This window comes from Clostridium sp. KNHs216 (assembly GCF_006714885.1).
In the GTDB taxonomy this organism is placed as follows: Bacteria; Bacillota; Clostridia; order Oscillospirales; family Acutalibacteraceae; genus Caproiciproducens.
This window is the reverse complement of record NZ_VFMF01000001.1, coordinates 548410-570985: the sequence shown is the minus strand read 5'-3', so window position 1 is coordinate 570985 and position 22576 is coordinate 548410. Positions and strand designations below refer to the sequence as shown.

Annotated in this window: 22 protein-coding genes; 20 read left to right on the top strand and 2 right to left on the bottom strand. The window is 54.5% G+C overall.

What is annotated here, in order from left to right; all coding sequences use genetic code 11:
- The first annotated feature begins 117 nt into the window (after positions 1-117).
- The 19 genes from infC to LY85_RS02760 all read left to right on the top strand — a co-directional run bounded on the left by infC (position 118) and on the right by LY85_RS02760 (position 19855).
- Positions 118-657, top strand: coding sequence for a translation initiation factor IF-3 (gene infC / locus LY85_RS02850; protein WP_038324629.1), 540 nt, complete (start codon positions 118-120; stop codon positions 655-657).
- A 22-nt stretch (positions 658-679) separates the two neighbouring features.
- Positions 680-877, top strand: coding sequence for a 50S ribosomal protein L35 (gene rpmI / locus LY85_RS02845; RefSeq protein WP_038324618.1), 198 nt, complete (start codon positions 680-682; stop codon positions 875-877).
- Positions 878-924: 47 nt separating this feature from the next.
- The gene (rplT, locus tag LY85_RS02840) at positions 925-1278 is read left to right on the top strand and encodes a 50S ribosomal protein L20 (protein WP_038324616.1); all 354 of its coding nucleotides are present in this window, start codon (positions 925-927) and stop codon (positions 1276-1278) included.
- Between the two features lie 57 nt (positions 1279-1335).
- A complete protein-coding gene (locus LY85_RS02835) occupies positions 1336-2145 on the top strand; it encodes an RNA methyltransferase (protein WP_141825377.1) in 810 nt (269 codons plus the stop codon).
- A 2-nt stretch (positions 2146-2147) separates the two neighbouring features.
- A complete protein-coding gene (gene dprA / locus LY85_RS02830; RefSeq protein ID WP_141825376.1) occupies positions 2148-3302 on the top strand; it encodes a DNA-processing protein DprA in 1155 nt (384 codons plus the stop codon).
- A 138-nt stretch (positions 3303-3440) separates the two neighbouring features.
- Positions 3441-5522: a type I DNA topoisomerase gene (topA, locus tag LY85_RS02825; protein ID WP_038324611.1), complete on the top strand. Its 2082-nt coding sequence runs from the start codon at positions 3441-3443 to the stop codon at positions 5520-5522.
- Positions 5519-6835, top strand: a complete 1317-nt coding sequence (gene trmFO / locus LY85_RS02820; RefSeq protein WP_141825375.1) for a methylenetetrahydrofolate--tRNA-(uracil(54)-C(5))-methyltransferase (FADH(2)-oxidizing) TrmFO — start codon at positions 5519-5521, stop codon at positions 6833-6835. The genes topA and trmFO overlap by 4 nt, the downstream gene beginning before the upstream one ends.
- A gap of 24 nt (positions 6836-6859) precedes the next feature.
- A complete protein-coding gene (gene plsX, locus LY85_RS02815) occupies positions 6860-7894 on the top strand; it encodes a phosphate acyltransferase PlsX (RefSeq protein ID WP_141825374.1) in 1035 nt (344 codons plus the stop codon).
- A gap of 31 nt (positions 7895-7925) precedes the next feature.
- The gene (rnc, locus tag LY85_RS02810) at positions 7926-8600 is read left to right on the top strand and encodes a ribonuclease III (protein WP_141825373.1); all 675 of its coding nucleotides are present in this window, start codon (positions 7926-7928) and stop codon (positions 8598-8600) included.
- Positions 8597-9595, top strand: coding sequence for a radical SAM protein (locus LY85_RS02805; protein WP_141825372.1), 999 nt, complete (start codon positions 8597-8599; stop codon positions 9593-9595). The genes rnc and LY85_RS02805 overlap by 4 nt, the downstream gene beginning before the upstream one ends.
- A gap of 13 nt (positions 9596-9608) precedes the next feature.
- Positions 9609-13187: a chromosome segregation protein SMC gene (gene smc / locus LY85_RS02800; protein WP_141825371.1), complete on the top strand. Its 3579-nt coding sequence runs from the start codon at positions 9609-9611 to the stop codon at positions 13185-13187.
- Between the two features lie 16 nt (positions 13188-13203).
- Positions 13204-14124: a signal recognition particle-docking protein FtsY gene (gene ftsY, locus LY85_RS02795; protein WP_141825370.1), complete on the top strand. Its 921-nt coding sequence runs from the start codon at positions 13204-13206 to the stop codon at positions 14122-14124.
- Entirely contained in the window at positions 14121-14705 is a 585-nt protein-coding gene (rdgB, locus tag LY85_RS02790) for an RdgB/HAM1 family non-canonical purine NTP pyrophosphatase (protein ID WP_141825369.1), read from the top strand. The genes ftsY and rdgB overlap by 4 nt, the downstream gene beginning before the upstream one ends.
- Complete coding sequence (locus tag LY85_RS02785; protein WP_038324602.1) at positions 14702-15007, top strand: YhbY family RNA-binding protein; 306 nt, start codon at positions 14702-14704, stop codon at positions 15005-15007. Before rdgB ends, LY85_RS02785 begins: the two co-directional genes overlap by 4 nt.
- A 24-nt stretch (positions 15008-15031) precedes the next feature.
- Positions 15032-15643, top strand: coding sequence for a nicotinate (nicotinamide) nucleotide adenylyltransferase (gene nadD / locus LY85_RS02780; protein ID WP_141825368.1), 612 nt, complete (start codon positions 15032-15034; stop codon positions 15641-15643).
- Positions 15636-16208 (top strand): bis(5'-nucleosyl)-tetraphosphatase (symmetrical) YqeK, encoded by a 573-nt coding sequence (gene yqeK, locus LY85_RS02775; protein ID WP_141825367.1) that lies wholly within the window; start codon positions 15636-15638, stop codon positions 16206-16208. The genes nadD and yqeK overlap by 8 nt, the downstream gene beginning before the upstream one ends.
- Positions 16209-16225: 17 nt before the next feature.
- Entirely contained in the window at positions 16226-16582 is a 357-nt protein-coding gene (gene rsfS / locus LY85_RS02770; protein WP_038324597.1) for a ribosome silencing factor, read from the top strand.
- A gap of 24 nt (positions 16583-16606) precedes the next feature.
- Positions 16607-19015 carry a leucine--tRNA ligase gene (gene leuS / locus LY85_RS02765; RefSeq protein WP_141825366.1) on the top strand — a complete coding sequence of 803 codons (2409 nt, stop codon included), beginning with the start codon at positions 16607-16609 and terminating at the stop codon, positions 19013-19015.
- Between the two features lie 375 nt (positions 19016-19390).
- Entirely contained in the window at positions 19391-19855 is a 465-nt protein-coding gene (locus tag LY85_RS02760; protein WP_141825365.1) for a hypothetical protein, read from the top strand.
- 589 nt (positions 19856-20444) lie between these two features.
- Here the strand turns inward: LY85_RS02760 and LY85_RS02755 are convergent.
- Together LY85_RS02755 and LY85_RS02750 are read right to left on the bottom strand one after the other, a co-directional pair.
- Positions 20445-20717, bottom strand: a complete 273-nt coding sequence (locus tag LY85_RS02755) for a DUF1294 domain-containing protein (RefSeq protein WP_038324592.1) — start codon at positions 20715-20717, stop codon at positions 20445-20447.
- 14 nt (positions 20718-20731) lie between these two features.
- Entirely contained in the window at positions 20732-21097 is a 366-nt protein-coding gene (locus LY85_RS02750; protein ID WP_141825364.1) for a zinc ribbon domain-containing protein, read from the bottom strand.
- 135 nt (positions 21098-21232) lie between these two features.
- On the opposite strand from LY85_RS02750, the gene LY85_RS02745 reads away from it, so the two are divergent.
- A complete protein-coding gene (locus LY85_RS02745) occupies positions 21233-22516 on the top strand; it encodes a family 10 glycosylhydrolase (RefSeq protein ID WP_141825363.1) in 1284 nt (427 codons plus the stop codon).
- Positions 22517-22576 lie beyond the last annotated feature (60 nt).

Genomic DNA, 22576 nt, shown 5'->3' with positions numbered 1-22576 from the left:
ACCTGTGGGGTTTCGTCCGCCATGGGTCAATACGGAAAACGGCTTTTGAAAGCTGTTGTTTTGTGTATTGTTGTGCGGGCGGATATTCTGCCCGCGCTTTTTATTGAAACTGATAACGTGTTTTGGAGGTGCTTAACAATTAGCAACAAGGAACTGCAGATTAATGAGGAAATTCGTGACAGGGAAGTGCGTGTCGTCGGTTCGGACGGTTCTCAGCTTGGCATTATGAGTTCGGCCCAGGCTTTGGAAAAAGCGTTTGAACAGAATCTTGATCTTGTCAAAATCGCGCCGCAGGCAACGCCCCCGGTGTGTAAGATCATTGATTACGGCAAATTCAGATTTGAGCAGGCAAAGCGCGACAAGGAAGCAAAGAAAAATCAGCGCATTGTCGACATCAAGGAAATCCGTTTGTCTTTAAACATTGACACTCACGACTTTAACACAAAAGTCGGTCACGCAACCCGCTTCTTAAAGGATGGCGACAAGGTCAAGGCTTCCATCCGCTTCCGCGGACGGGAAATGGGACATCCGGAGCAGGGTTACAGCATTATGCGGAATTTTGCTGAGGCACTCAGCGAAATCGCCAATGTGGAAAAACCGGCAAAGTTAGAGGGACGTAATATGCTCATGTTCCTTGCATCCAAACCCGCTAAGTAATCATCATAAGGAGGACAATACCATGCCTAAAATTAAGACACATACCGGCGCAAAAAAGCGCTTCAAGCTTTCCAAGAACGGAAAAGTAATCCGCGGTCATGCCAATAAATCCCATATCCTGAACAAAAAGACCACCAAGCGCAAGAGAGGCCTCAGAAAGACCACGATTGCCGACAAGACAAATGTGGCCCAGGTAAAGAGATTAATTCCTTACAAATAAGAGTTAGTCCTGTTGATTAAAATAACCATTTCAATGGAGGTAATAGAATGGCACGTGTAAAAGGTGCGTTGATGACACGCAAGAGAAGAAAAAAGACTTTGAAACTTGCGAAGGGCTACTGGGGTTCCAAGAGCAGACATTTTAAAATGGCCAAACAGGCCGTCATGAAATCCGGTAACTACGCATTTATCGGACGTAAAGCAAGAAAGAGAGATTTCCGCCGCCTGTGGATTACCCGTATTTCCGCCGCATGCCGCGCGAACGACGTCAGCTATTCCGTGTTTATGAACGGGCTGAAAAAAGCGGGGATTACGCTGAACCGTAAAATGCTTGCAGAAATCGCTGTTGCCGACGAAGCCGCATTTAAGAGCTTGATTGAAAAAGCAAAGGCAGCGCTTTAAAAAGCTGTAATTGCGCCCGGAAAAAAACCGGGCGCAAATTTTATATGGAGAGAAAACATGCCGGATCTGATTACAAGCCGTCAAAATGAAATCATCAAACACGCCGCACGCCTTTCCTCTGCCGCCGGGTTCCGCAGGGAACAGGGTCTCTTTCTGGTCGAGGGCGCGCGGCTCTGCCGCGACGCGGCGCAAAGCGGGGTCGGCATCAGAACCCTGTTTTACACGGCACAGGCGGGCGAAAAATACGCGGACTATCTCGGTGAAATTCAACCGGCGGCGGAAGAAACCTATCTGGTGGAGCCGCATGTCGCGGCGCTTTTGTCGGACACAAAGTCCCCGCAGGGCGTTTTTTGCGTCTGCAGAATGCGCGCCGGGGCGGAGGAACTGGAGGCAATGGAGCCGGGGCTGCATTACCTGGGGCTTGAGAATATTCAGGACCCGGCCAATCTGGGCGCGGTGCTCCGTACGGCGGAGGCGCTGGGAGTCGGCGGCGTCCTTTTGGGCGGCAGCTGCTGCGACGTCTATTCGCCGAAGGTGCTTCGCGCCAGTATGGGCGCGGTTTTCCGCCTTCCGTTCTATGTGCGGGCCGAGCTTGCTTCCGCCATCGGTTTTCTGAACAGCCGCGGGTTCGTTACCCTCGCCGCGGTTCCGGACTCCTCCGCTCAGAAGGTGACGGAGGTCGGTTTCCGAAAGCCGACGGTGCTTTTCGTGGGCAATGAAGGAAACGGGCTTACTGCCGCGGCGATCGCCGCCTGTTCGGGATCGGTGACCATCCCCATGCTGGGCAGAGCGGAATCTCTCAACGCGTCGGCTTCCGCCGCGATTCTGATGTGGGAAATGATGCGCGAAAAATCGGGAGGCGTTTAAGAATGTCTGTTGACCAAAGGGCATACTGGGTGTGGCTGCAGCACGCGCTCGGCGCGGGCAGCTCCAAGCAGAACCGCATTCTTTCGGGTTACCGTTCTCTGAACGACTTTTATGATGCGGGTATGGAAAGCTGGCTGCTCGAGGGTTACTTTACACAGAGCGAGCTGGAAAAGCTTTCCTCGTACTCCGTTCAGGACGCCGAAGCCCTGCTGGAATACTGTGAGAAAATCGGGCAGCAGGTTCTTACGCCCGGATGCGCCGGTTACCCCGAACCGCTCGGCGAGATTCATAACGCGCCCTGTACGCTGTATGTCAAGGGGACCCTGCCGGATTTCTCCGCGGTTCCCAGCATCGCCATTGTGGGCACCCGCAAAGCGACCGCGACCGGCGTCGCGACCGCCCGCAGCTTCGCTTTTGAGCTTGCCAAACAGGGAGCGGTCGTTGTCAGCGGCGGCGCGCTGGGGATTGATACGGCGGCCCACAAGGGCGCTTTACAGGCCGGTGGGAAAACCGTCTGCGTCCTTGGCTGCGGCATCGACTATAATTACCTGATGGGAAACGCGTCTCTGCGCGAGGCCATCGCGCTTTCCGGCGCGGTCATTTCGGAGTATCCCCCGAACACGCAGGCCGTCAATTCCAATTTTCCGATCCGCAACCGTATTATTTCCGGACTGACGCTGGGAACCCTTGTGGTGGAGGCCGCCGGAAAAAGCGGCTCGCTGATTACCGCGCAGTACGCGCTAGAACAGGGAAGGGACGTTTTCGCCGTGCCCGCCGGGATTTACAGCCCTGTTTCCCAGGGGGTGAACGGGCTGATTAAAAGCGGGGCGAAGCCCGTGTCCAACGCGGGCGAGATTCTGGAAGAGTACCTTTACCGTTTCCCCGGCCAGATCGATTTCAGGGATGAGGAAACGAATGTGATTTTTTCTCCGGAACCGGAGCCGGTACGCCCGGCGGCGGGGCCGTTGGATGAAAAAGAATTTTCAGAGGACGCCGTGCTTTTGTATTCCAGTCTGACGGACTCGCCAAAGCATCTTTCCGAACTGGAGCGCCTGACGGGCATTTCCGCCCCGCGGCTTCTGACCGCAGTGACGGAACTGGAGCTTGCCGAAAAGATTCGTTCCCATTCCGGGCGCCGCTACAGCCTGCCGGTCTAAATGTTGTTAAAAATTGCCGAATACTCGGCAAATTTTAAAAATGTTTAATATTTTATGGTAAAACGTTATAATATTGAATAAATTCCAAATTCCAGCAAACAAAAAGAAAATAAAAACAGGACAGATGAGGTGGTTTTCATGTCAAAGCTAGTGATCGTTGAATCACCGGCCAAGGCCAAGACAATTAAGAAATTTTTAGGCTCGGGTTACGACGTGATCGCGTCCATGGGACATGTACGCGATTTATCGGAAAACCGTTTGAGCGTTGACGTAAAAAACGATTTTAAACCGAAGTATGAAATTATCAAGGGAAAGGAGAAGCTGGTTCAGGAGCTGAAGGACAAAGCAGAAAAAAGCGAAGGCGTCCTGCTCGCGACCGACCCCGACCGCGAAGGAGAGGCGATATCCTGGCATCTGGCGTACATCCTCGGTCTTGATACCGAAAAGGACAACCGTATTACCTTTAATGAAATTACGAAAACGGGCGTTACCAAAGGAATGGAGAACCCCCGCAGTATCGATATCGACCTAGTCAACGCACAGCAGGCCCGCCGTATCCTGGACCGCCTTGTGGGTTATAAGCTGAGCCCGTTCCTGTCGCAGAAAATCCGCAGGGGCCTTTCCGCCGGGCGCGTTCAGTCCGTTGCGGTGCGCATTATCGTGGACCGCGAGGAGGAAATCCGCGCTTTCGTACCTGAAGAGTACTGGACGATCGACGCAAAATTCGTCCCGCACGGTGCCCGCCGGGTCTTTGGCGCAACCTTTTACGGCGATATCAATGGAAAGATCAAAATTTCAGATAAGGAACAGACCGACAAGATTCTTGCGGAGCTGGAGAACGCGGAATACCGCATTGTCAAGTTGAAAAAGGGCACGCGCAAAAAATCGCCCGCGCCGCCGTTTATTACCTCCACCCTTCAGCAGGAGGCTTCCCGCAGGCTGGGCTTTCAGGCCCGCCGTACCATGAAGGCCGCGCAGGAGCTGTATGAAGGTATTGAAATCAACGAAATGGGCGCCGTCGGTCTGATTACTTACATGAGAACGGATTCGCTCCGTATTTCCGAAGACGCGATCAAGGATGCGGGCGACTATATTCTGGAGCGCTGGGGCAAAAAATATCTGCCCGACACGCCGCGCCATTTCAAGACAAAAGCCGGCGCGCAGGACGGCCACGAGGCCATCCGTCCGTCCATGCCGGGGCTTTCTCCGGACAAGGTGAAGGACAGCCTGACGAGCGACCAGTATAAGCTGTATAAGCTGATCTGGGAACGTTTCATCGCCTGCCAGATGGCCAACTGCCTGCAGAGCACCACGCAGGCCGATATTCAGGCAAAGGACTATATTTTCAAGGCCTCCGGCTACACCGTCACCTTTGACGGCTTTACCGTGCTCTACGAAGAGGGCAGGGATGAGGAAGCGGAACGGGAGGGCTCTCTGCCGGTGCTGGAAAAGGATATGCTGCTCAAGCTGAAAGAAATCGCGGGCAACCAGCATTTTACACAGCCGCCCCCGCGCTATACGGAGGCTTCCCTCATCAAGGCGCTTGAGGAAAACGGAATCGGACGTCCGTCCACCTATGCCGCGACCATATCGACGATTACGGGCCGCGAATATGTGGCGCGCGAGGCCAAAGCCCTGAAACCGACGGAGCTGGGAGAGGTCGCGACCAAGCTGATGCGGGAGAAGTTCCCGAAAATCGTCAATATCAAATTTACCGCGCAGGTGGAAAACGATCTGGACAGCGTCCAGAGCGGAAAGACCGACTGGATTCAGACGCTCCATGATTTTTACGGGGATTTCGACAAGACGCTCAAGCAGGCCAAAGAGGATATGCAGGGCGTGAAGATACAGCTCAAAGAGGACGAAACCGATATTATCTGCGAAAAATGCGGCCGCAGAATGGTTATTAAGACCGGCCGCTACGGTAAATTTATCGCCTGCCCGGGATATCCGGAGTGCAAAAATATCAAGAAGCTGGTACAGGAAACCGGAGCGGAATGTCCCAAGTGCGGCGGCAAGGTCATTGTGAAAAAATCCAAAAAGGGCCGGATTTTTTACGGATGCTCCGAGTACCCCAAGTGCGACTTCATCTCCTGGGACGAACCGAGTACGGAAAAATGCCCGCGCTGCGGCAAGACCCTGCTGAAAAAGAAGGGGAAGCATCCGAAATACTACTGCATTACGCCTGACTGCGGCTACGAGAAAACGGAGGAAGAATGAGTATCAGGGTCATCGGCGCGGGTCTGGCCGGCTGTGAGGCCGCGTGGCAGATCGCCCGGACGGGAACCGAGGTCGAGCTTTACGAAATGAAGCCGTCCCGGTATTCCCCGGCGCACCACAATCCGGATTTTGCCGAGCTGATCTGTTCCAACTCCCTGAAAGCGGAGCGCGTGGAAAGCGCCGCCGGACTTTTGAAAGAGGAAATGAGGCGGCTTCATTCCCTGCTGATGCAGTGCGCGGACGGCTGCCGGGTACCGGCGGGCGGCGCGCTCGCGGTTGACCGGGACCGGTTCTCACGGGCCGTCACGCAAAAAATATCCGCTCACCCGTTGATTCATATCCACCGTGAGGAAATCACGGAAATACCGCGGGACGGAATCACCGTGATCGCGACAGGCCCCCTTACGGCGGATGCGCTCGCCGCGGAAATCGCCGCCCTCTGCGGCGGAAGTCTCAGCTTCTTTGACGCCGCTGCGCCGATCGTGTCAGCGGAAAGCCTGAACAGGGACAGAATTTTTGCCGCGTCCCGGTACGACAAGGGCGGGGACGACGCATACCTGAACTGTCCGATGGACAAAGAGGAATACGAGCGCTTTTACGCCGCTCTGGTTTCCGCCGAGCGCGCGCCCGTGCACGATTTTGACGTCGCGGACCCGAAGGTGTACGAGGGCTGTATGCCGGTGGAGGTAATGGCGCAGCGCGGGGCGGAAACCCTGCGCTTCGGTCCGCTCAAGCCGGTCGGCCTGCGCGACCCGCACACGGGCCACCGCCCGTGGGCGGTCGTTCAGCTGAGACGGGAGGACAGTCAGGGAACGCTGTACAATCTGGTGGGCTTTCAGACCAATCTGAAGTTCGGGGAACAGAAGCGCGTGTTCGGGATGATCCCGGGCCTTGAAAACGCTGAATATTTCCGTTACGGCGTCATGCACCGCAATACCTTCCTGAATTCGCCCAGGGTGCTTTCCGCCGACTACAGCCTGCGCGAACGGCCCGGCCTCTTTTTCGCCGGTCAGATTACCGGCGTGGAGGGATACATGGAATCCGCTTCCTCCGGCATCATGGCGGGAATCAACGCTGTGCGCCGCATGAACGGGCAGGATACGCTGGTTCTGCCGGACACGACCATGATCGGCGCGCTGAGCCGCTATGTGGCATACGGCAGTGAAGCCGATTTTCAGCCCATGGGGGCCAACTTCGGCGTGATCCCGCCGCTCGAGCCGCATATCCGCGACAAAAGAGAGCGATACGCCGCCTTTTCAGCCCGTTCCCTGCAGGAATTGGAAAAAATCATGGCGGAAAATCAACTGGAATGAATGTCAAAAACAGAGGTGTTTCAAATGAAAATAATCGTTGATGCATTTGGAGGCGACAACGCCCCCCTCGAAATTCTGAAAGGCTGCGCACAGGCCGTCGCGGAGCTGGACGTCGATATTTTGCTGACCGGGCGGGAGGAGGAAATCCGCCGGGTGGCGAAGGAGAATGAGATTTCCCTGAACCGCATGCAGATTATCGATGTGCCGGACGTGATTACCATGGAAGAGCACGCCGGGGAAATTATGAAATCGAAATCCAATTCCTCGATGGCGGAGGCCCTGCGCCGTCTGGCCGCGGGGGAAGGCGACGCCTGTATTTCCGCGGGCAACAGCGGAGCATTGGTAGTCGGCGCGACCCTGATCGTCAAAAGGATCAAGGGAATCAAGCGCGTCGCCTTTGCGCCGGTCATGCCGAAAAGGGAAGGCTGCTTTATGCTGATCGACTCCGGCGCGAACGTGGACTGCAAGGCGGACATGCTCCGCCAGTTCGGCGTGATGGGCTCCGTTTACATGCAGAAGGTCATGAATATCGATCACCCGCGGGTCGCTCTCGCCAACATCGGCACGGAGGACCATAAGGGCGGCGATCTTCAGCACGAAGCGTTTGCCATGCTGAAAAGTTCCGGTCTGAACTTTGTCGGCAATGTTGAAGCACGCGATATCCCGCTGGATGCCGGCGACGTGATTGTTGCGGACGGCTTTACCGGAAATTCGATTTTAAAAACATACGAGGGTGTAGCCATCCTGCTGATGGGTAAGCTAAAGGAGATCTTCACAAAAAATTCTCTGAACAAGCTTGCGGCGGCGATTGTTTTAAAGGATATCAAAACGCTCCGAAAGACAATGGATTACAACGAGTACGGCGGCGCTCCGCTGATGGGCTGCGCCAAGCCGGTGTTCAAGGCGCACGGCAGCGCAAAGGCAAAAACCTTCTATAACGCGCTCCGCCTGCTAAAATCCTATGTTTCCGGCGGCGTTGTCGACGAAATCGCAAACTCGATCGAGAACTATAAAAAGAATACCGCAAAAGAATCCGGCGATGAAGACGCAGCGGAATAAGGTAAGATTCGTTTTAACGGAGCGTGAGTTTATGAAAGAACTGGAAGACAAACTGGAGTATCATTTTAAAAATAAGCAGTATCTGAAAACGGCGCTGACCCATTCGTCCTATGCCAATGAAACCCGGGTGCCGGGCGGCAGCAACGAGCGGCTGGAGTTCCTCGGGGACTCGATCCTGGGGCTGGTGGTGGCGGATTATCTGTTTAAGCAATTCCCCGACCTGCCGGAAGGTGATCTGACGAAAAAGCGGGCCGCGCTTGTCTGTGAAAAGGCCTGCTGCGGATTTTCCACCCAGCTGGAGGTCGGGAAGTTCCTGCTGTTAAGCCATGGGGAACAGAATTCAGGAGGCCGCACGCGTTCCTCCATCCTGGCCGACGCGTTCGAGTCCATTATTGCCGCGATCTATCTGGACGGCGGCATGGATGAGGCCCGCAAATTTATCCTTCGCTTTGTCCTGCCCCTGCTGCAGACGGCAAGGCCGAAAGCCTTCAAGGATTATAAGACCGCCCTGCAGGAGATCATCCAGCAGAATCCGGAGGAACATCTGGAATATGTGCTGACGGGCGAAAGCGGACCCGATCACGACAAGCATTTTACCGTGGAGGTCCACCTGAACAGCAACGTGATCGGCAAGGGCGGCGGGCGCAGCAAAAAAGAGGCCGAGCAGCAGGCTGCCCGTGAAGCAATGGAGCTGATGGGTTATTGAAACACGCCAACGTAGCGATTTTTGTGCCCCACAACGGCTGCCCGCACCAGTGCAGTTTCTGCAACCAGCGCGCCATTACCGGCCGGCTGGCGCAGCCTTCTCCGCGGGAGGTGCAGAATGCGGCCGAAATCGCGAAAAACAGCCTGAGAGGGAATACGAAAAATGCCGAGATTGCCTTTTTCGGCGGCAGCTTTACCGCGATTGAGCCGGGCTATATGGTTTCCCTTCTGGAAGCGGCGGAGCCTTTTGTAAAAGACGGCACCTTTGCGGGAATCCGCATTTCCACAAGGCCGGACTGTATTGACGAAGAGATTTTGAAGCTGCTGAAAAAATACGGCGTTACCTCGATTGAGCTTGGGGCGCAGAGCATGGACGACCGCGTCCTTCGGCTGAACCGGCGGGGACATACTGCTCAACAGGTCGCGGCGGCGGCGGAACTGATAAAATCCCACGGCTTTACGCTTGGGCTGCAGATGATGACCGGGCTTTACGGCGATACCGCCGAAGGCAGCGTGCTGACCGCGAAAAAGCTGGCCGCACTCCACCCGGAAAATATGCGGATTTATCCGACCGTCATTATGCGGGGGACGGAACTGGGCGACCGATATCTCAGCGGAGAGTACCAAACGCTGAATCTGGAAGAAACCGTGCAGCTCTGCGCCGGACTGCTGGATTTCTTCGAGGATCAGGGCATCAGGGTCATCCGTCTGGGACTGCACAGCTCGCCGGAGCTGGAGCGGGACATGCTTGCCGGCCCGTGGCATCCGGCTTTCCGGGAGCTTTGCGAAAGCGCGCGCCTGCTTCGCCGAATTTCCGCGTACTTACGGCAAAATCCGCAGTTAAAAGACAGTATTATGATTAAGGTGAACCCGAAAACGGCATCAAAGGCTGCGGGGCAGAAAAAGTGCAATTTGGCCGCTCTTGCGCAGCTGGGTTACTGTGCAAAAATCGTACAGGACTCGGGCGTGGAGGAAAATTGCTTTACGATAGAATAATTGAGGTGAGAATATGCTGTTGAAGTCACTGGAAATTCAGGGGTTCAAGACATTTCCTGATAAGACAACTCTCAGCTTTGACCATGGCATCACGGCGGTCGTGGGCCCTAACGGAAGCGGAAAAAGCAATATCAGCGACGCTGTCCGCTGGGTTCTGGGCGAACAGTCCACCCGGGTGCTCCGCTGCACGAAAATGGAGGATGTTATTTTCAGCGGCACTCCCGTGCGCAAGGCACAGGGGTTTGCCGAGGTGACCCTGAACATTGACAATGCCCTTCGCCAGCTTCCGTTTGACGCCGACAACGTGGCGGTCACCCGCCGGTATTACCGCTCCGGGGACAGCGAATATTTGATCAATAAGGCCGCGGTGCGGCTGAAGGATATCAACGAGCTTTTTATGGACACCGGCCTTGGCCGCGACGGATACTCCATCATCGGACAGGGCAAGATCGACAGTATCGTGGCCGCCCGTTCGGAGGACCGCCGCGAAATTTTTGAAGAGGCCGCGGGAATTTCCCGCTTCCGTTACCGCAAGGAGGAATCTGAGCGCAGGCTGAATCAGGCCGAGGACAACCTCCTCCGCCTGAGGGATATTCTGACAGAGCTGCAGGACAGGGTCGGCCCGTTAAAGGAGCAATCCGAAAAGGCGCAGCAGTACCTTGCCTATGCCGCTGAAAAGCGTACGCTGGAAATCGGGCTCTGGCTCAATACGCTGGAAAAATCGGGCAGGGTCCTGCGCGAGCACGACGATAAAATTCTGATTGCCCGTGACCAGCATGAAACGGTGGAGCGGGAGCTTCAGGAAATAGACGAAAAGATCGAGCAGAATTTCAGGGAAGCCGGCGCCTGCACCGCAAAGGTGGATGAAATCCGCCAGGAAGCGGCCAGGCAGGAGGAGAACGCCGTCAAAAAAGACGGCGAAGCGTCGGTCCTGCAAAACGATATTCAGCACAACGAGGAAAATATCGGGCGTATCCGAAAGGAAATCGAGCAGAGCGCCGTTTCCAGTCAGGATATGGAAAAGGAAATCGACCAGAAAAAGGCTCAGATTCAGCAGAAAACAGAGTACATAAACGAGAAGAATCAACTGACTCAAACCTATACCGGACAATTGGAAGAACTCCGCCGGAGCATGAGCGAAACCACCGGGAAAATCGATGGATACACGCGGGAAATTGCGGAATGCGCCAATCAGGCGACGGAAGCAAAGGTCGCGGAGATGACGGCGGTTTCCTCCATCACCGAAATACAGCTTCGGCTTACCGATATTGCCCAGACCGTCCGCTCCAAAAACGCGCAGATGGAGCAGCTCCGGAAAGAGTCCGGCGATTATGCGAAAATGCTTTCCGATACCGACGAACGGATCGGCGCGCTGACCAACACGGCAAAGGGCTACGAGCTACGGCTGAACACACGCCGCCAGCGGATGGAAGCAGTCAAGCAGCAGAGCGAAACGCTCCGTCTGGACGCGCAGGAGCACGCGCGCAAGGCACACCTTCTGGAGGAGCTGGAGCGCAATCTGGAAGGCTTCTCCCACAGTGTCAAAATTGTGATGAAGGAAGCCGGGCGTGGGACTGTCAGCGGAATCCACGGGCCCGTTTCCCGACTGATCAAAGTGCCTTCCCAATACGCCGTCGCCATTGAAACGGCGCTGGGCGCGGCCATGCAGAACATTGTCGTCGGCAATGAACAGGACGCGAAAAACGCGATCCGTTTGCTTAAACAGCGCGATTCCGGCCGGGCGACCTTTCTTCCCCTTACCACGATCCGGGGAAATGTTCTGCAGGAAAACGGCCTTGAAGACTGCCCCGGCTTCGTCGGCGTCGCGGGCCGCCTGTGCAGCTGTGATGAAAAATACAACGGGATACTGAATTCCCTTTTGGGGCGCATTGCCGTGGCGGAGGACCTGGACAGCGCCGTCGCGATCGCCAAACGCTACAACTACCGGTTCCGTATTGTTACGCTGGACGGGCAGGTCGTCAACGCGGGCGGTTCGCTCACGGGCGGTTCGCTCGCCAGAAACTCCGGACTGCTCAGCCGCGCGTCGGAAATTGAGCGCATCCGGGCACAAGCCGCCGAGCTCCAGAAGAAAGCGGAAGCCGCCGCCGCGGCGCTGAAAACCGCTTCGGAAGAGGTTTCTTCCTGTGAAGCGGAGCTTGCCGCAGCCAAGGCGGAGCTTTCCTCCGCGCAGGAAGAGCGCGTGAAAATCGATTCTGAGCACAGGCGCGCACTTGCCGACCTGGCCACCGCCTCCCGCGACTGTGACGCTTTGAACGAGGAAAACAAAACGGCCGGCGCAAGGCTCAGCCTTCAAAGAGAAGCACAGCAGGCCGCGCAGGCCAGCTCAAAGGAAATTGCGGAAAAGCAGGCCTCTTTACAGGCGGAGCTCAGTCAGATCAGCGGCAGCCGAACCGAGCTGAACCAGGCCAGCGACGAACTGGCCGCGCAGCTGCAGGAAATCCGCATGGCCTGTCTCTCGGCGCAGAAGGACATCGAGTCTCTGCGGGCGGGGATCGAGGACATTGAACGCAGAAAGCAGGACCACGAGGGCCGTACGGAAGCGCTGAACGAAGAGATCAATGCTGTTCAAACCGCCAGCGCCGCGCTGACCGTCCGTGTGGAGGAACTGAAAGAGCAGGCCGCCGCCCTTCGGGAAGCCGCGAAAAAATGCGGCGGGCAAATCGAAGAGCTGAACGCCAAACGGATGGAATATGAACGCCTCTCCGCGGAAATGCGCGCGAAGGAGCATGAAAAATCGGCGGAAAAAGAAAAAATAGGCCATGAGCTTGCCCGTCTGGAGGAACGCAAGGTCAACCTTCAGAAAGAGTATGATGAAATAATCAGCCGCTTATGGGAAGAATACGAACTGACACGCCGGGAAGCGGAAGAAACGGGCGCGAAAATAGAAAATCCGGCGCAGGCGCAGAAACGCCTGAACGAGCTGAAAAATAAGATCAAGGCGCTCGGCTCCGTCAATGTGGCCGCGGTCGAGGAATACAAGGAAGTTTCCGAACGCTACGAGTTTATGAAGGCCCAGATCGAAGACGTCGAAAAAAGCCGCGACGAGCTCAAAAAGCTGATCGGCGAGCTGACGCATCAGATGCGCGGCCTGTTTGTGGAACGCTTCGGGCAGATCAACGAAAATTTCAAGCAGACGTTCCGGGAGCTGTTCGCGGGCGGTACCGCCGAGCTGGCGCTGAGCGCGCCGGACGATATTTTACATTCGGGCATCGATATCTCCGTACAGCCGCCGGGAAAAATCATCACGCATCTGGAGTCGCTCTCCGGCGGGGAAAAGGCGCTGGTGGCGATCGCCCTGTATTTTGCGATTATGAAGGTCAACCCGCCGCCGTTCTGCGTGCTCGACGAAATCGAAGCCGCGCTGGACGACGTGAACGTCGACCGGTTTGCCGCGTATCTGCGCCGCATGAATAAAAACACTCAGTTTATTGTGATCACGCACCGCCGCGGCAGCATGGAGGAATCGGATGTGCTTTACGGCGTCACCATGCAGGACGAGGGCATTTCCAAGCTGCTGGAGCTGCATGTGTCCGAAATTGAGGCCAAGCTTGGCATGAAGGAACAACATTGATGAAGGAGACAATCAAATGGGCTTATTCTCAAAGATAAAAGAGGGATTAAAAAAGACAAGGGATAAAATGAGCTCCTCCGTGGAGTCCATGCTCCGCTCCTTTACCTCCATCGACGAGGAGCTTTTTGAGGAGCTGGAAGAACTGCTCGTCATGGGCGACGTCGGCGTGCCTACCGCGGAGCATATTTGCGATACGCTTCGCAAAAAGGTAAAGGAAAAGGGCGTTACCGATCCTGAAGCGATTTACGGGATGCTGCGCGAAACCGTTGCGGAAATGCTCCGCGGCGGCGAAGAGCTGCAGATTTCCACCAAACCGTCCGTGATTCTGGTCATCGGCGTCAACGGCGTCGGCAAAACGACTACCATCGGGAAAATTGCGTCCCGGCTGAAGGCCGAGGGAAAAAAGGTCGTTCTCGGCGCGGCGGATACCTTCCGCGCCGCCGCCGTGGAGCAGCTGGAGGTCTGGGCGCAGCGCTCCGGCGCCGAGCTGGTGAAGCAGCCGGAGGGCAGCGACCCCGCCTCCGTGGTATACGACGCGGTTGCCGCCGCCAAGGCCAGAGGAGCGGACGTGGTGATCTGCGACACGGCCGGCCGGCTTCACAATAAAAAGAATCTGATGGACGAGCTTTCCAAAATCGGCCGCGTCATTGACCGGGAGCTGCCGGACGCGGACAAAGAGGTGCTGCTGGTGCTTGACGCCACTACCGGCCAGAACGCCGTGAACCAGGCGCGCGAATTCCAGAGCGCGGCCGGAATCACCGGCATCGTGCTGACCAAGCTGGACGGCACCGCGCGCGGCGGCGTAGTGCTCGCTATCCGCGAAAATCTGGGAATCCCGGTCAAATTCATCGGGGTGGGGGAGAAGGTCGACGACCTTCAGCCGTTCGACGCCGACGAATTTGCCGAGGCTTTATTTGCAAGGGAGAATCAGGAATGAAATTTGTCATGGCTACCCATAATCAAAAGAAGCTTCAGGAGCTTGAGCGCATTTTGATGCCGCTCCATATCTCCGTTTCGGCCCCCGATCTGCCGGAGGTGGAGGAAACGGGCACCACCTTTGCGGAAAACGCGTTTCTCAAAGCGGATTCTGCCTGCCGGGAAACGGGGCTGCCCGCCGTTGCGGACGACTCCGGCCTGATGGTGGACGCTCTGGGCGGAGCGCCGGGCGTGTATTCGGCCCGGTACGCAGGGGAAGACGCAACCGATCTTGACCGGATCCATAAGCTGCTGGACGCGGTTAAGGAGGTTCCTCAGGAAAAGCGTACGGCGAAATTCGTCAGCGCCATCTGCTGTGTTTTCCCGGACGGAACCCGGATCACCGCACAGGGCGAATGCGCGGGAACCATTGCGTTCGCTCCCGAAGGGGAGGGCGGCTTCGGTTACGACCCGGTTTTTCTTGTCAACGGAAAATCCTTCGCCCAGCTGACCGCAGAGGAAAAGGATGAAATCAGCCACCGCGGCCGGGCTCTCAGGGCGTTCGCAGAAAAATTACGGAACAGGAAGGAAAAGAACGGATGATAACCAGTAAACAGCGCGCATTTCTCCGCTCCCTCGCGAACGATATCGATACGATTTTAATGGTGGGAAAATCCGGCGTCGGCCCGGATGTCGTCAAACAGGCGGACGACGCTCTGACCGCGCGGGAAATCCTGAAAGGGAAAGTACTGGAGACCTCTCCCGTCCCCGTCAGGGACACCGCCGAACGGATTGCCGCCGAGACGGGTTCGGAAGTCGTACAGGTCATCGGTTCCAAGTTTGTACTGTACCGCAGAAACGAAAAAGAACCGAAAATCACTCTTCCCAAAGCGGCAAAAAAGTAATATGATATGACATAAGGTGGAAATATGCAGAAAATTGCCGTATTCGGCGGCACCTTCAACCCCATTCACAACGGGCATATGCATCTGGCAAAGCGGTTTGCAGAGATGATCGGGGCGCAAAGGGTACTGCTGATTCCGACTTATCAGCCTCCGCACAAGCACGCGCCCAACCTTGCCCCCGGCAGGGACAGGCTTGCAATGTGCCGCCTTGCGTGCGAAGGGAATATTTTTGAAGTCAGCGACATAGAGCTGAAACGGAGGGGCCGCAGCTACACTGCGGACACTCTGCGGGAACTGAAAAAAAGAAATCCGGATTCCGAGCTTTACCTGATTACCGGCGAGGATATGTTCCTTACCCTGAAGCAATGGTACGAGGCGGAAACGATTTTCAGGCTGGCTGTTCTGTGCGCGGCCCCGCGCGGCGGCGACGGACTGCGTTCCCTTTTGGACTACGCTGAAATTCTGGAGAGGGAAGGGGCGAAGACCTTCATCCGGAATATTGAATATCTTCCTATTTCGTCAACAATGGTCCGCAATGCGGTTCGGGATGGAAAAAGCATCTCGGAGCTTGTCCCGCCAAAGGTTGTGGATTATATAGCGGAAAATAAGTTGTATTTGGAGCAGGAAAATGAATAAAATCGATTATGAGGCGATTATTAAGCCTTTTCTCAGCCAAAAACGGTATGATCATTCCCTTTGTGTCCGCGACGCTGCGGTGCGTCTTGCAAAAAAGTATGAGGCCAATGTGGAAAAAGCGGAAGTTGCCGGAATCCTTCACGATATTATGAAGGACGTTCCGCCTGAGGAACAGCTGAAAATGATGATGCGCTACGATATCATCCTGACCGATGTGGAGCGCAGCGCGCAGAAGCTTTGGCACGCAATGCTTGGGGAAGCTTATCTGGAAAAGGAACTGAAAATCGCCGACGCGGAGATTTTAAATGCCGTAAGATATCACACGACCGGGCGGGCTCACATGACCCTGCTCGACAAAATCATCTTTATCGCCGATTTTATTTCCGCGGACCGCGACTACGACGGCGTAGAGGCTTTGCGCAGGGCCGCCGACGTCAGCCTGGAACAGGCGATGATCGAAGGAATGGTTTACACCATTCAGGACCTGACAAAGGGCTGCCGCGCCATTCATCCCGATACGATCGCCGCTTATAATGAGGCGGTTCTGAAAAATAAATACAGTTAAAGGAAAGGTTGTTGTGTATGACGTCACTGGAACTGGCAAAGGAAACAGTTAAGATTTTGGATGAAAAGAAAGCCATGGACCTGAAGGCCATCGGCATTAAGGATATTTCCGTACTTGCGGATTATTTTGTTTTTTCGACCGGTACCAGCAGCACTCACGTCAAGTCGCTTGCGGAAGAGGTCGAGTTCAAGTTAAAGCAGCTCGGCGTCAGCCCGGAGCATGTTGACGGCTACCGTTCCAACTCCTGGGTGCTTCTGGACTACGGTAATGTCATGGTCCATATTTTTACGGCGGACGCGCGCGAATTTTACAATCTTGACCGTCTGTGGCAGGACGCGGAAAAAATCGATATTTCCGATATTGTAAAAGATTAATCAAAATATAGGAGCGAAGGAAAGATGAAATACGATCACAGGTCAATTGAGAAAAAATGGCAGGATGAATGGGAGAAAGCAGGCGTTTTCCATGCCTCCAACGCCAGCAGCAAGCCGAAATATTACGCGCTGATAGAATTCCCTTATCCGTCCGGACAGGGGCTTCACGTCGGTCACCCGCGCTCCTACACGGCAATCGATATCGTTGCGCGCAAGCGCCGCCTGCAGGGCTACAATGTCCTGTATCCCATCGGCTGGGACGCGTTCGGTCTGCCGACTGAAAATTTCGCCATCAAGAACCATGTGCATCCGGCGGAAGTGACAAAGAAAAATATCGCCCGCTTTAAGCAGCAGCTTCAGTCCCTCGGCATCTCCTTTGACTGGTCGCGGGAAATCAATACGACCGACCCCGATTATTATAAATGGACACAGTGGATTTTCCTTCAGCTGTTCAAGCACGGCCTTGCCTACAAGAAGGAAATGGCCGTCAACTGGTGCACTTCCTGCAAATGCGTGCTGGCCAACGAAGAAGTGGTCAACGGTGTCTGCGAGCGGTGCGGCAGCGAGGTCGTACGCAAAGTCAAATCCCAGTGGATGCTCAAGATAACCGAGTATGCCCAGCGCCTGATCGACGACCTTGACCTTGTCGACTACCCCGACCGCGTCAAGTCGCAGCAGAAAAACTGGATCGGCCGCTCCACCGGCGCGGAGGTGGATTTCACCGCGACGACGGGGGACAAGCTCACCGTTTATACCACCCGGCCGGACACGCTTTACGGCGCGACTTACATGGTCGTTTCCCCGGAGCATCCCATGATTGAAAAATGGGCCGACAGGCTGAAAAATATCAACGAGGTGCGCGCCTACCAGAGCGAAGCCGCCAGAAAATCCGACTTTGAGCGCACGGAGGTCGCCAAGGATAAAACCGGCGTCCGCCTTGACGGCGTAGCGGCTGTCAATCCCGTTACCGGAAAAGAGATTCCGATTTTCATTTCCGATTACGTGCTCGTTTCCTACGGTACGGGGGCCATCATGGCCGTTCCGGCGCACGATACCCGCGACTGGGAGTTTGCGAAGAAATTCGATCTGCCGATTATTGAAGTGGTCAAGGGCGGCGATGTGGAAAACGAAGCCTTTACCGACTGCGCGACCGGCATTATGGTGAATTCCGGGATTCTAGACGGCCTGACCGTGGACGAGGCCAAGAAAAAGATCACCGATTACTTAACGGAGAAGGGACTGGGGCACTCCAAAGTGAACTTTAAGCTGCGCGACTGGGTCTTTTCCCGTCAGCGCTACTGGGGTGAACCCATCCCGGTCGTTTACTGCGAGAAATGCGGCTATGTTCCGCTGCCGGAAAGCGAGCTTCCGCTGCGGCTGCCGGATGTCAAATCCTACGAGCCGACCGACACCGGCGAATCCCCGCTGGCGCACATGACGGACTGGGTAACGACTACCTGCCCGCACTGCGGCGGCGAAGCAAAGCGCGAGACGGACACCATGCCGCAGTGGGCCGGTTCCTCCTGGTACTTCCTGCGTTACATCGATCCCCACAACGACAACGCGCTTGCCAGCGAGGAAGCCCTGAAATACTGGACGCCGGTCGACTGGTACAACGGCGGGATGGAGCATACGACGCTCCATCTGCTCTACAGCCGCTTCTGGCATAAATTCCTTTACGACATCCATGTGGTGCCTACGCCGGAGCCGTACGCGAAGCGCACCAGCCATGGCATGATCCTGGGCGAAAACGGCGAAAAGATGAGCAAATCCCGCGGCAACGTCGTCAACCCCGATGAAATTGTCAGCGAGTACGGCGCGGATACCATGCGCCTTTACGAGATGTTTATCGGCGATTTTGAGAAAGCCGCCCCGTGGAGCTCCGCGGGCATCAAGGGCTGCCGCCGCTTTGTGGAGCGCTACTGGAACCTTCAGAATCTTTTCTGTGAAGAGAAGGGCGTCAGAAAGAGCCTTGAAATTTCCTTTAATAAGGCAATCAAAAAGGTCGGCGAGGATATTGAGGCGCTCAAATTCAATACCGCCATTGCCACGCTGATGGCGCTGATGAACGATATTGCCGACGCGGGCTCCATTACCAGGGATGAGCTCAAAGTTTTCACTGTTCTTCTCAATCCGTTTGCACCCCATGTAACGGAAGAGATGTGGGCGCTGATGAAGTTCGACGGCGCGATGGCCTGCCAGCAGGCGTGGCCGGAATACGACGAGGCGAAATGCACCGAGGACACCATCGAAATTGTTGTCCAGGTCAACGGCAAAGTGCGCGCGCACCTGAGCGTCGCGGCGGATATTGCCAAGGATGCGGCGGTTGCGGCAGCCAAGTCCGACGAAAAGATTGCCGCCGAACTCGGCGGGAAAACCGTTGTCAAGGAGATTTATGTCCCCGGCAAGCTGGTCAATATCGTCGTAAAATAATGAAATTAAAATCAGCAAACGGCACCGGTTTTACCGGTGCCGTTTATTTGTTTGTCTTACTATTGTTCTGGAACAGAAATGGCATACTATATAAAAAACCATGAATCGATTTATACAACATCACGAATTTTAAAAAGCTTGGGAAAAACTGTAACAAAACGCGGTTTGAATCGTTATATCTATAGGAAAGAAAATGGATTTTCACAGGGATAGCCGATCGGCATGAAACGTGCAGGCAAATCATACATTATGTTGGCAATACCGGATTAAGCAAAAGAAAGGTCGATAGAGTTGCAGAAGCTTTTAAAACAAAGGAATGCATCCGGTGAAAATAGTCCATCCGCTCTGGTACCGTTTGTATTGTTTGGGGTCGTGATGTTCAGTGTCAATATCATCCAGTTCAGCTATCGGGTCTATTCCCGTCAGGTATATTTGGCGCTGCTGTCGCTCCAAAAGCAAAGCGTCAAGTCGCCGGAGCTGGACAGTCTTTGGAAAACAATCGGCTATACGGCGACGGCCGTCGAGATCGGTTATTACCTCATTGGAATCGCCTTTTTTATCTGGATAGGATATCAGATGGTCTATTCCAGAATTCAGATTCATCAGGTGTTTCTGTATACCTTTCTGATGTATGCTTTTTCCATTTTGATTTTTCTGCCGCTGCAGATCAATTATCTGGAAGGGAATCTTCTGTCGCCTGTTTTTATTTCCTTTCTTCTTTCTTTTGTACAGATATTTCTTGCATGGACAAAATGCAGAAGAGAGAATTCCGTATTGGAGGAAACCAAAGATCAGCCCGTTTCCCGTCCTGCGGACGACCGAAAAACAGTGGGGTGGTAATCGCATGAACAAAAAGTGCCACATCCTGCTTTTCGTAAAGCATATTTGCGAACCTGCTGTTTTTATACTGCTTACTATCGTCAACCTTTTCGTACTGAAAGCGATGGACCAAGACCGTGTGTTTTATTTCCATCCCTATAGAGTGATCATTGTACATATAATCATTCTGTTTCTATTTGGAATGTTTCTAAATTCAATTAACAAAAAACTGGTGTTTCGCTTTGCTCTTTTCTATTTAGCAGTTTCTTTGCTGTGTATTGTGGCGATCATACTTCTGTATGTATTCTATGCGTCTCTGCCACAGTTTTTCGTTCAGAATTTGAATACCATTCAATTGTTTCTGTCCGTCTATTCCGGGGCAAATTTCCTTTCTGCTTTTTATGGAGAAAAATCCGAATTGGGAACGTAATCTGCTTTCCCGCTGCAAATCGGTTGTCAGGAAGCAATACCGGGCATTGTCCGGAAACAAAAAACCAAGCAAGGGGCTGTTGCAAATTCTTTTGCAACAGCCCCTTGAAATTTTTATAAGGATGGATGCCTGCTTTTCTTTCTTACCCAAGCACGAATCTGAGCCCTCTTTCCTACGGTATCATCTGAAAAACAGGTAATAGACAAAACAGACCTGCATCGTAATAATCATCGGAATGCCGAACATAAATTTCTTATGCTGGGTTTTATGCCGGATCGCATACATAGTGAGCAGCATGGCGGGGGACCCGCCGAGCGCTGCAATCAGGAACAGGGTGTTTTCCGGAACACGCCAAAGATGTTTTTTCGCGTTGTGCTTGTCTGCTGCCGTTATGATGACCGCGATAAAATTAATAATAATTAAGTAGCAAACCCAATATATATAACTAGGCATGTCTTACGCCTCCGTCAAAGCAGTCTGGCGCCGCAGTTGGGGCAGTACCGGCTGCTGGGGTCCACCGCGTACCTGCAGCTCGGACAGGTTTTCCGGCTGGCGCCCTGCACAACATACATTCTCTCCGGATTGATTTCAGCCGCAGGGTCTTTTTCAATGCGCCTGCCCTCGTCTTTTGCCAGCTCATATACGGTACCGCAGTTGGGGCAGGTGACGAAGTATCTTTTCCCGAAACGGAATAGCGGGATAAAGAAAAGCGTGAATTGCTGAAACGTACAGGTAACCGCCGCCATCGCGCCGCCGGAACAGCAGGAGAAATAGCCGCATCTCCGCAGGCCAAGGTCGTGCGCGCCGCTGGTTACTCCGATAATGAAGAACATCACACCGCCCCCAATCAATGCATTTATTAAATTGTATCGTACACTATCCGGACAGTTCTGTCAAATAGATGGTTGTTGAAATTGAAAAAACGTCACAAATCGGGGGAAAGCCGCAATTGGAAAGGATGGGTTTCTATGGTAATCAAGCTTTTTAACCGGCACAGTATTTTTATCTGCGCCTGCATTCTGGCAGGAGTCATCGCACTTACTATGCTGGTCAATATCGGGCATAACCGGTTCAGCGAACAGTCCTCCTCGGCGCCCGGGGGGAATTCGGATTCCACGTCCGCTTCCGCGCCGGCCGCGACCGCCGCCGCCGTTCCGGCCTCCTCCGACGAAATGCGGGCGGTATGGGTGCCGTATATGAATCTGAATATGAGCAAGGAAGAGGATAAAAGCGAAAAGGGCTTTCAGAAAAAGTTCGACGCCATTGTTGCCGGGGCAAAAAACTGCGGGATGAATACGCTGATCGTCCACGTACGGCCGTTTGGGGACGCGCTGTATAAATCGGCCTATTTTCCGTGGAGCCATGTCGTCGGCGGAACACAGGGGGTGGACCCCGGCTACGATCCGCTCGCTTACATGGTTACGGCTTCCCACAAGGCGGGGCTGAAAATTCAGGCGTGGATCAATCCGCTGCGCATTCAGGTGTCCGGAACGCCGTCCATTCTGGCGCAGGGCAATGTTTACAATACATGGAAAAGCGACACTTCCAAGGCGGGCTGGGTCGTGGACAGCAACGGCGGTAAATACTACAATCCTGCCTATCCTCAGGTGCGCAAGCTGATTGCGGACGGCGCGAAGGAAATCGCGCAGAATTACGACGTCGACGGAATTCAGTTTGACGATTATTTCTATCCGACGCAGGACGGCTCGTTCGATAAGAGCGCCTACGACGCATACTGCGCCTCCGCTTCCAAAAGCGGCACGCCGCTCGGTCTGCTGGAGTGGCGGCGCGGCAACATCAATGCGATGGTTTCGCAGGTCTACAGCGAAATCAAGTCGGTAAAGCCGAACCTGCCGTTTGGAATCGCCCCGCAGGGAAATGTGCAGAACGACATGAATATGGGCGCGGACGTCGCCTCCTGGTGCAGTGCGCAGGGGTATGTCGATTATATCTGCCCGCAGCTGTACGTCAACTTTGAAAATCCCGTTCTTCCGTTTGACACCGCTGCCCAAAGCTGGCGCAAAATGGTGGTGAACACAAACGTGAAACTATACCTGGGTCTTGCCGTTTACAAAAGCGGCTCCGATGCCGACAGCGGCACCTGGAAAAAATCGAACAATATCCTGGCGCAGCAGGTGGAGGTCGGCCGGAAAACCTCCTGCGACGGGTTTATGTTTTATTCCTGGGATTATCTAAACAGCGACCAGACGAAGCAAGAGGTGCAGAACGTCATGAAGATGCTGAATTCGTGACGCCCGGCTTTGGATGATTTACATCAAAGAAAAGCACTTTGAAACGGCTGTAAAAGCCAG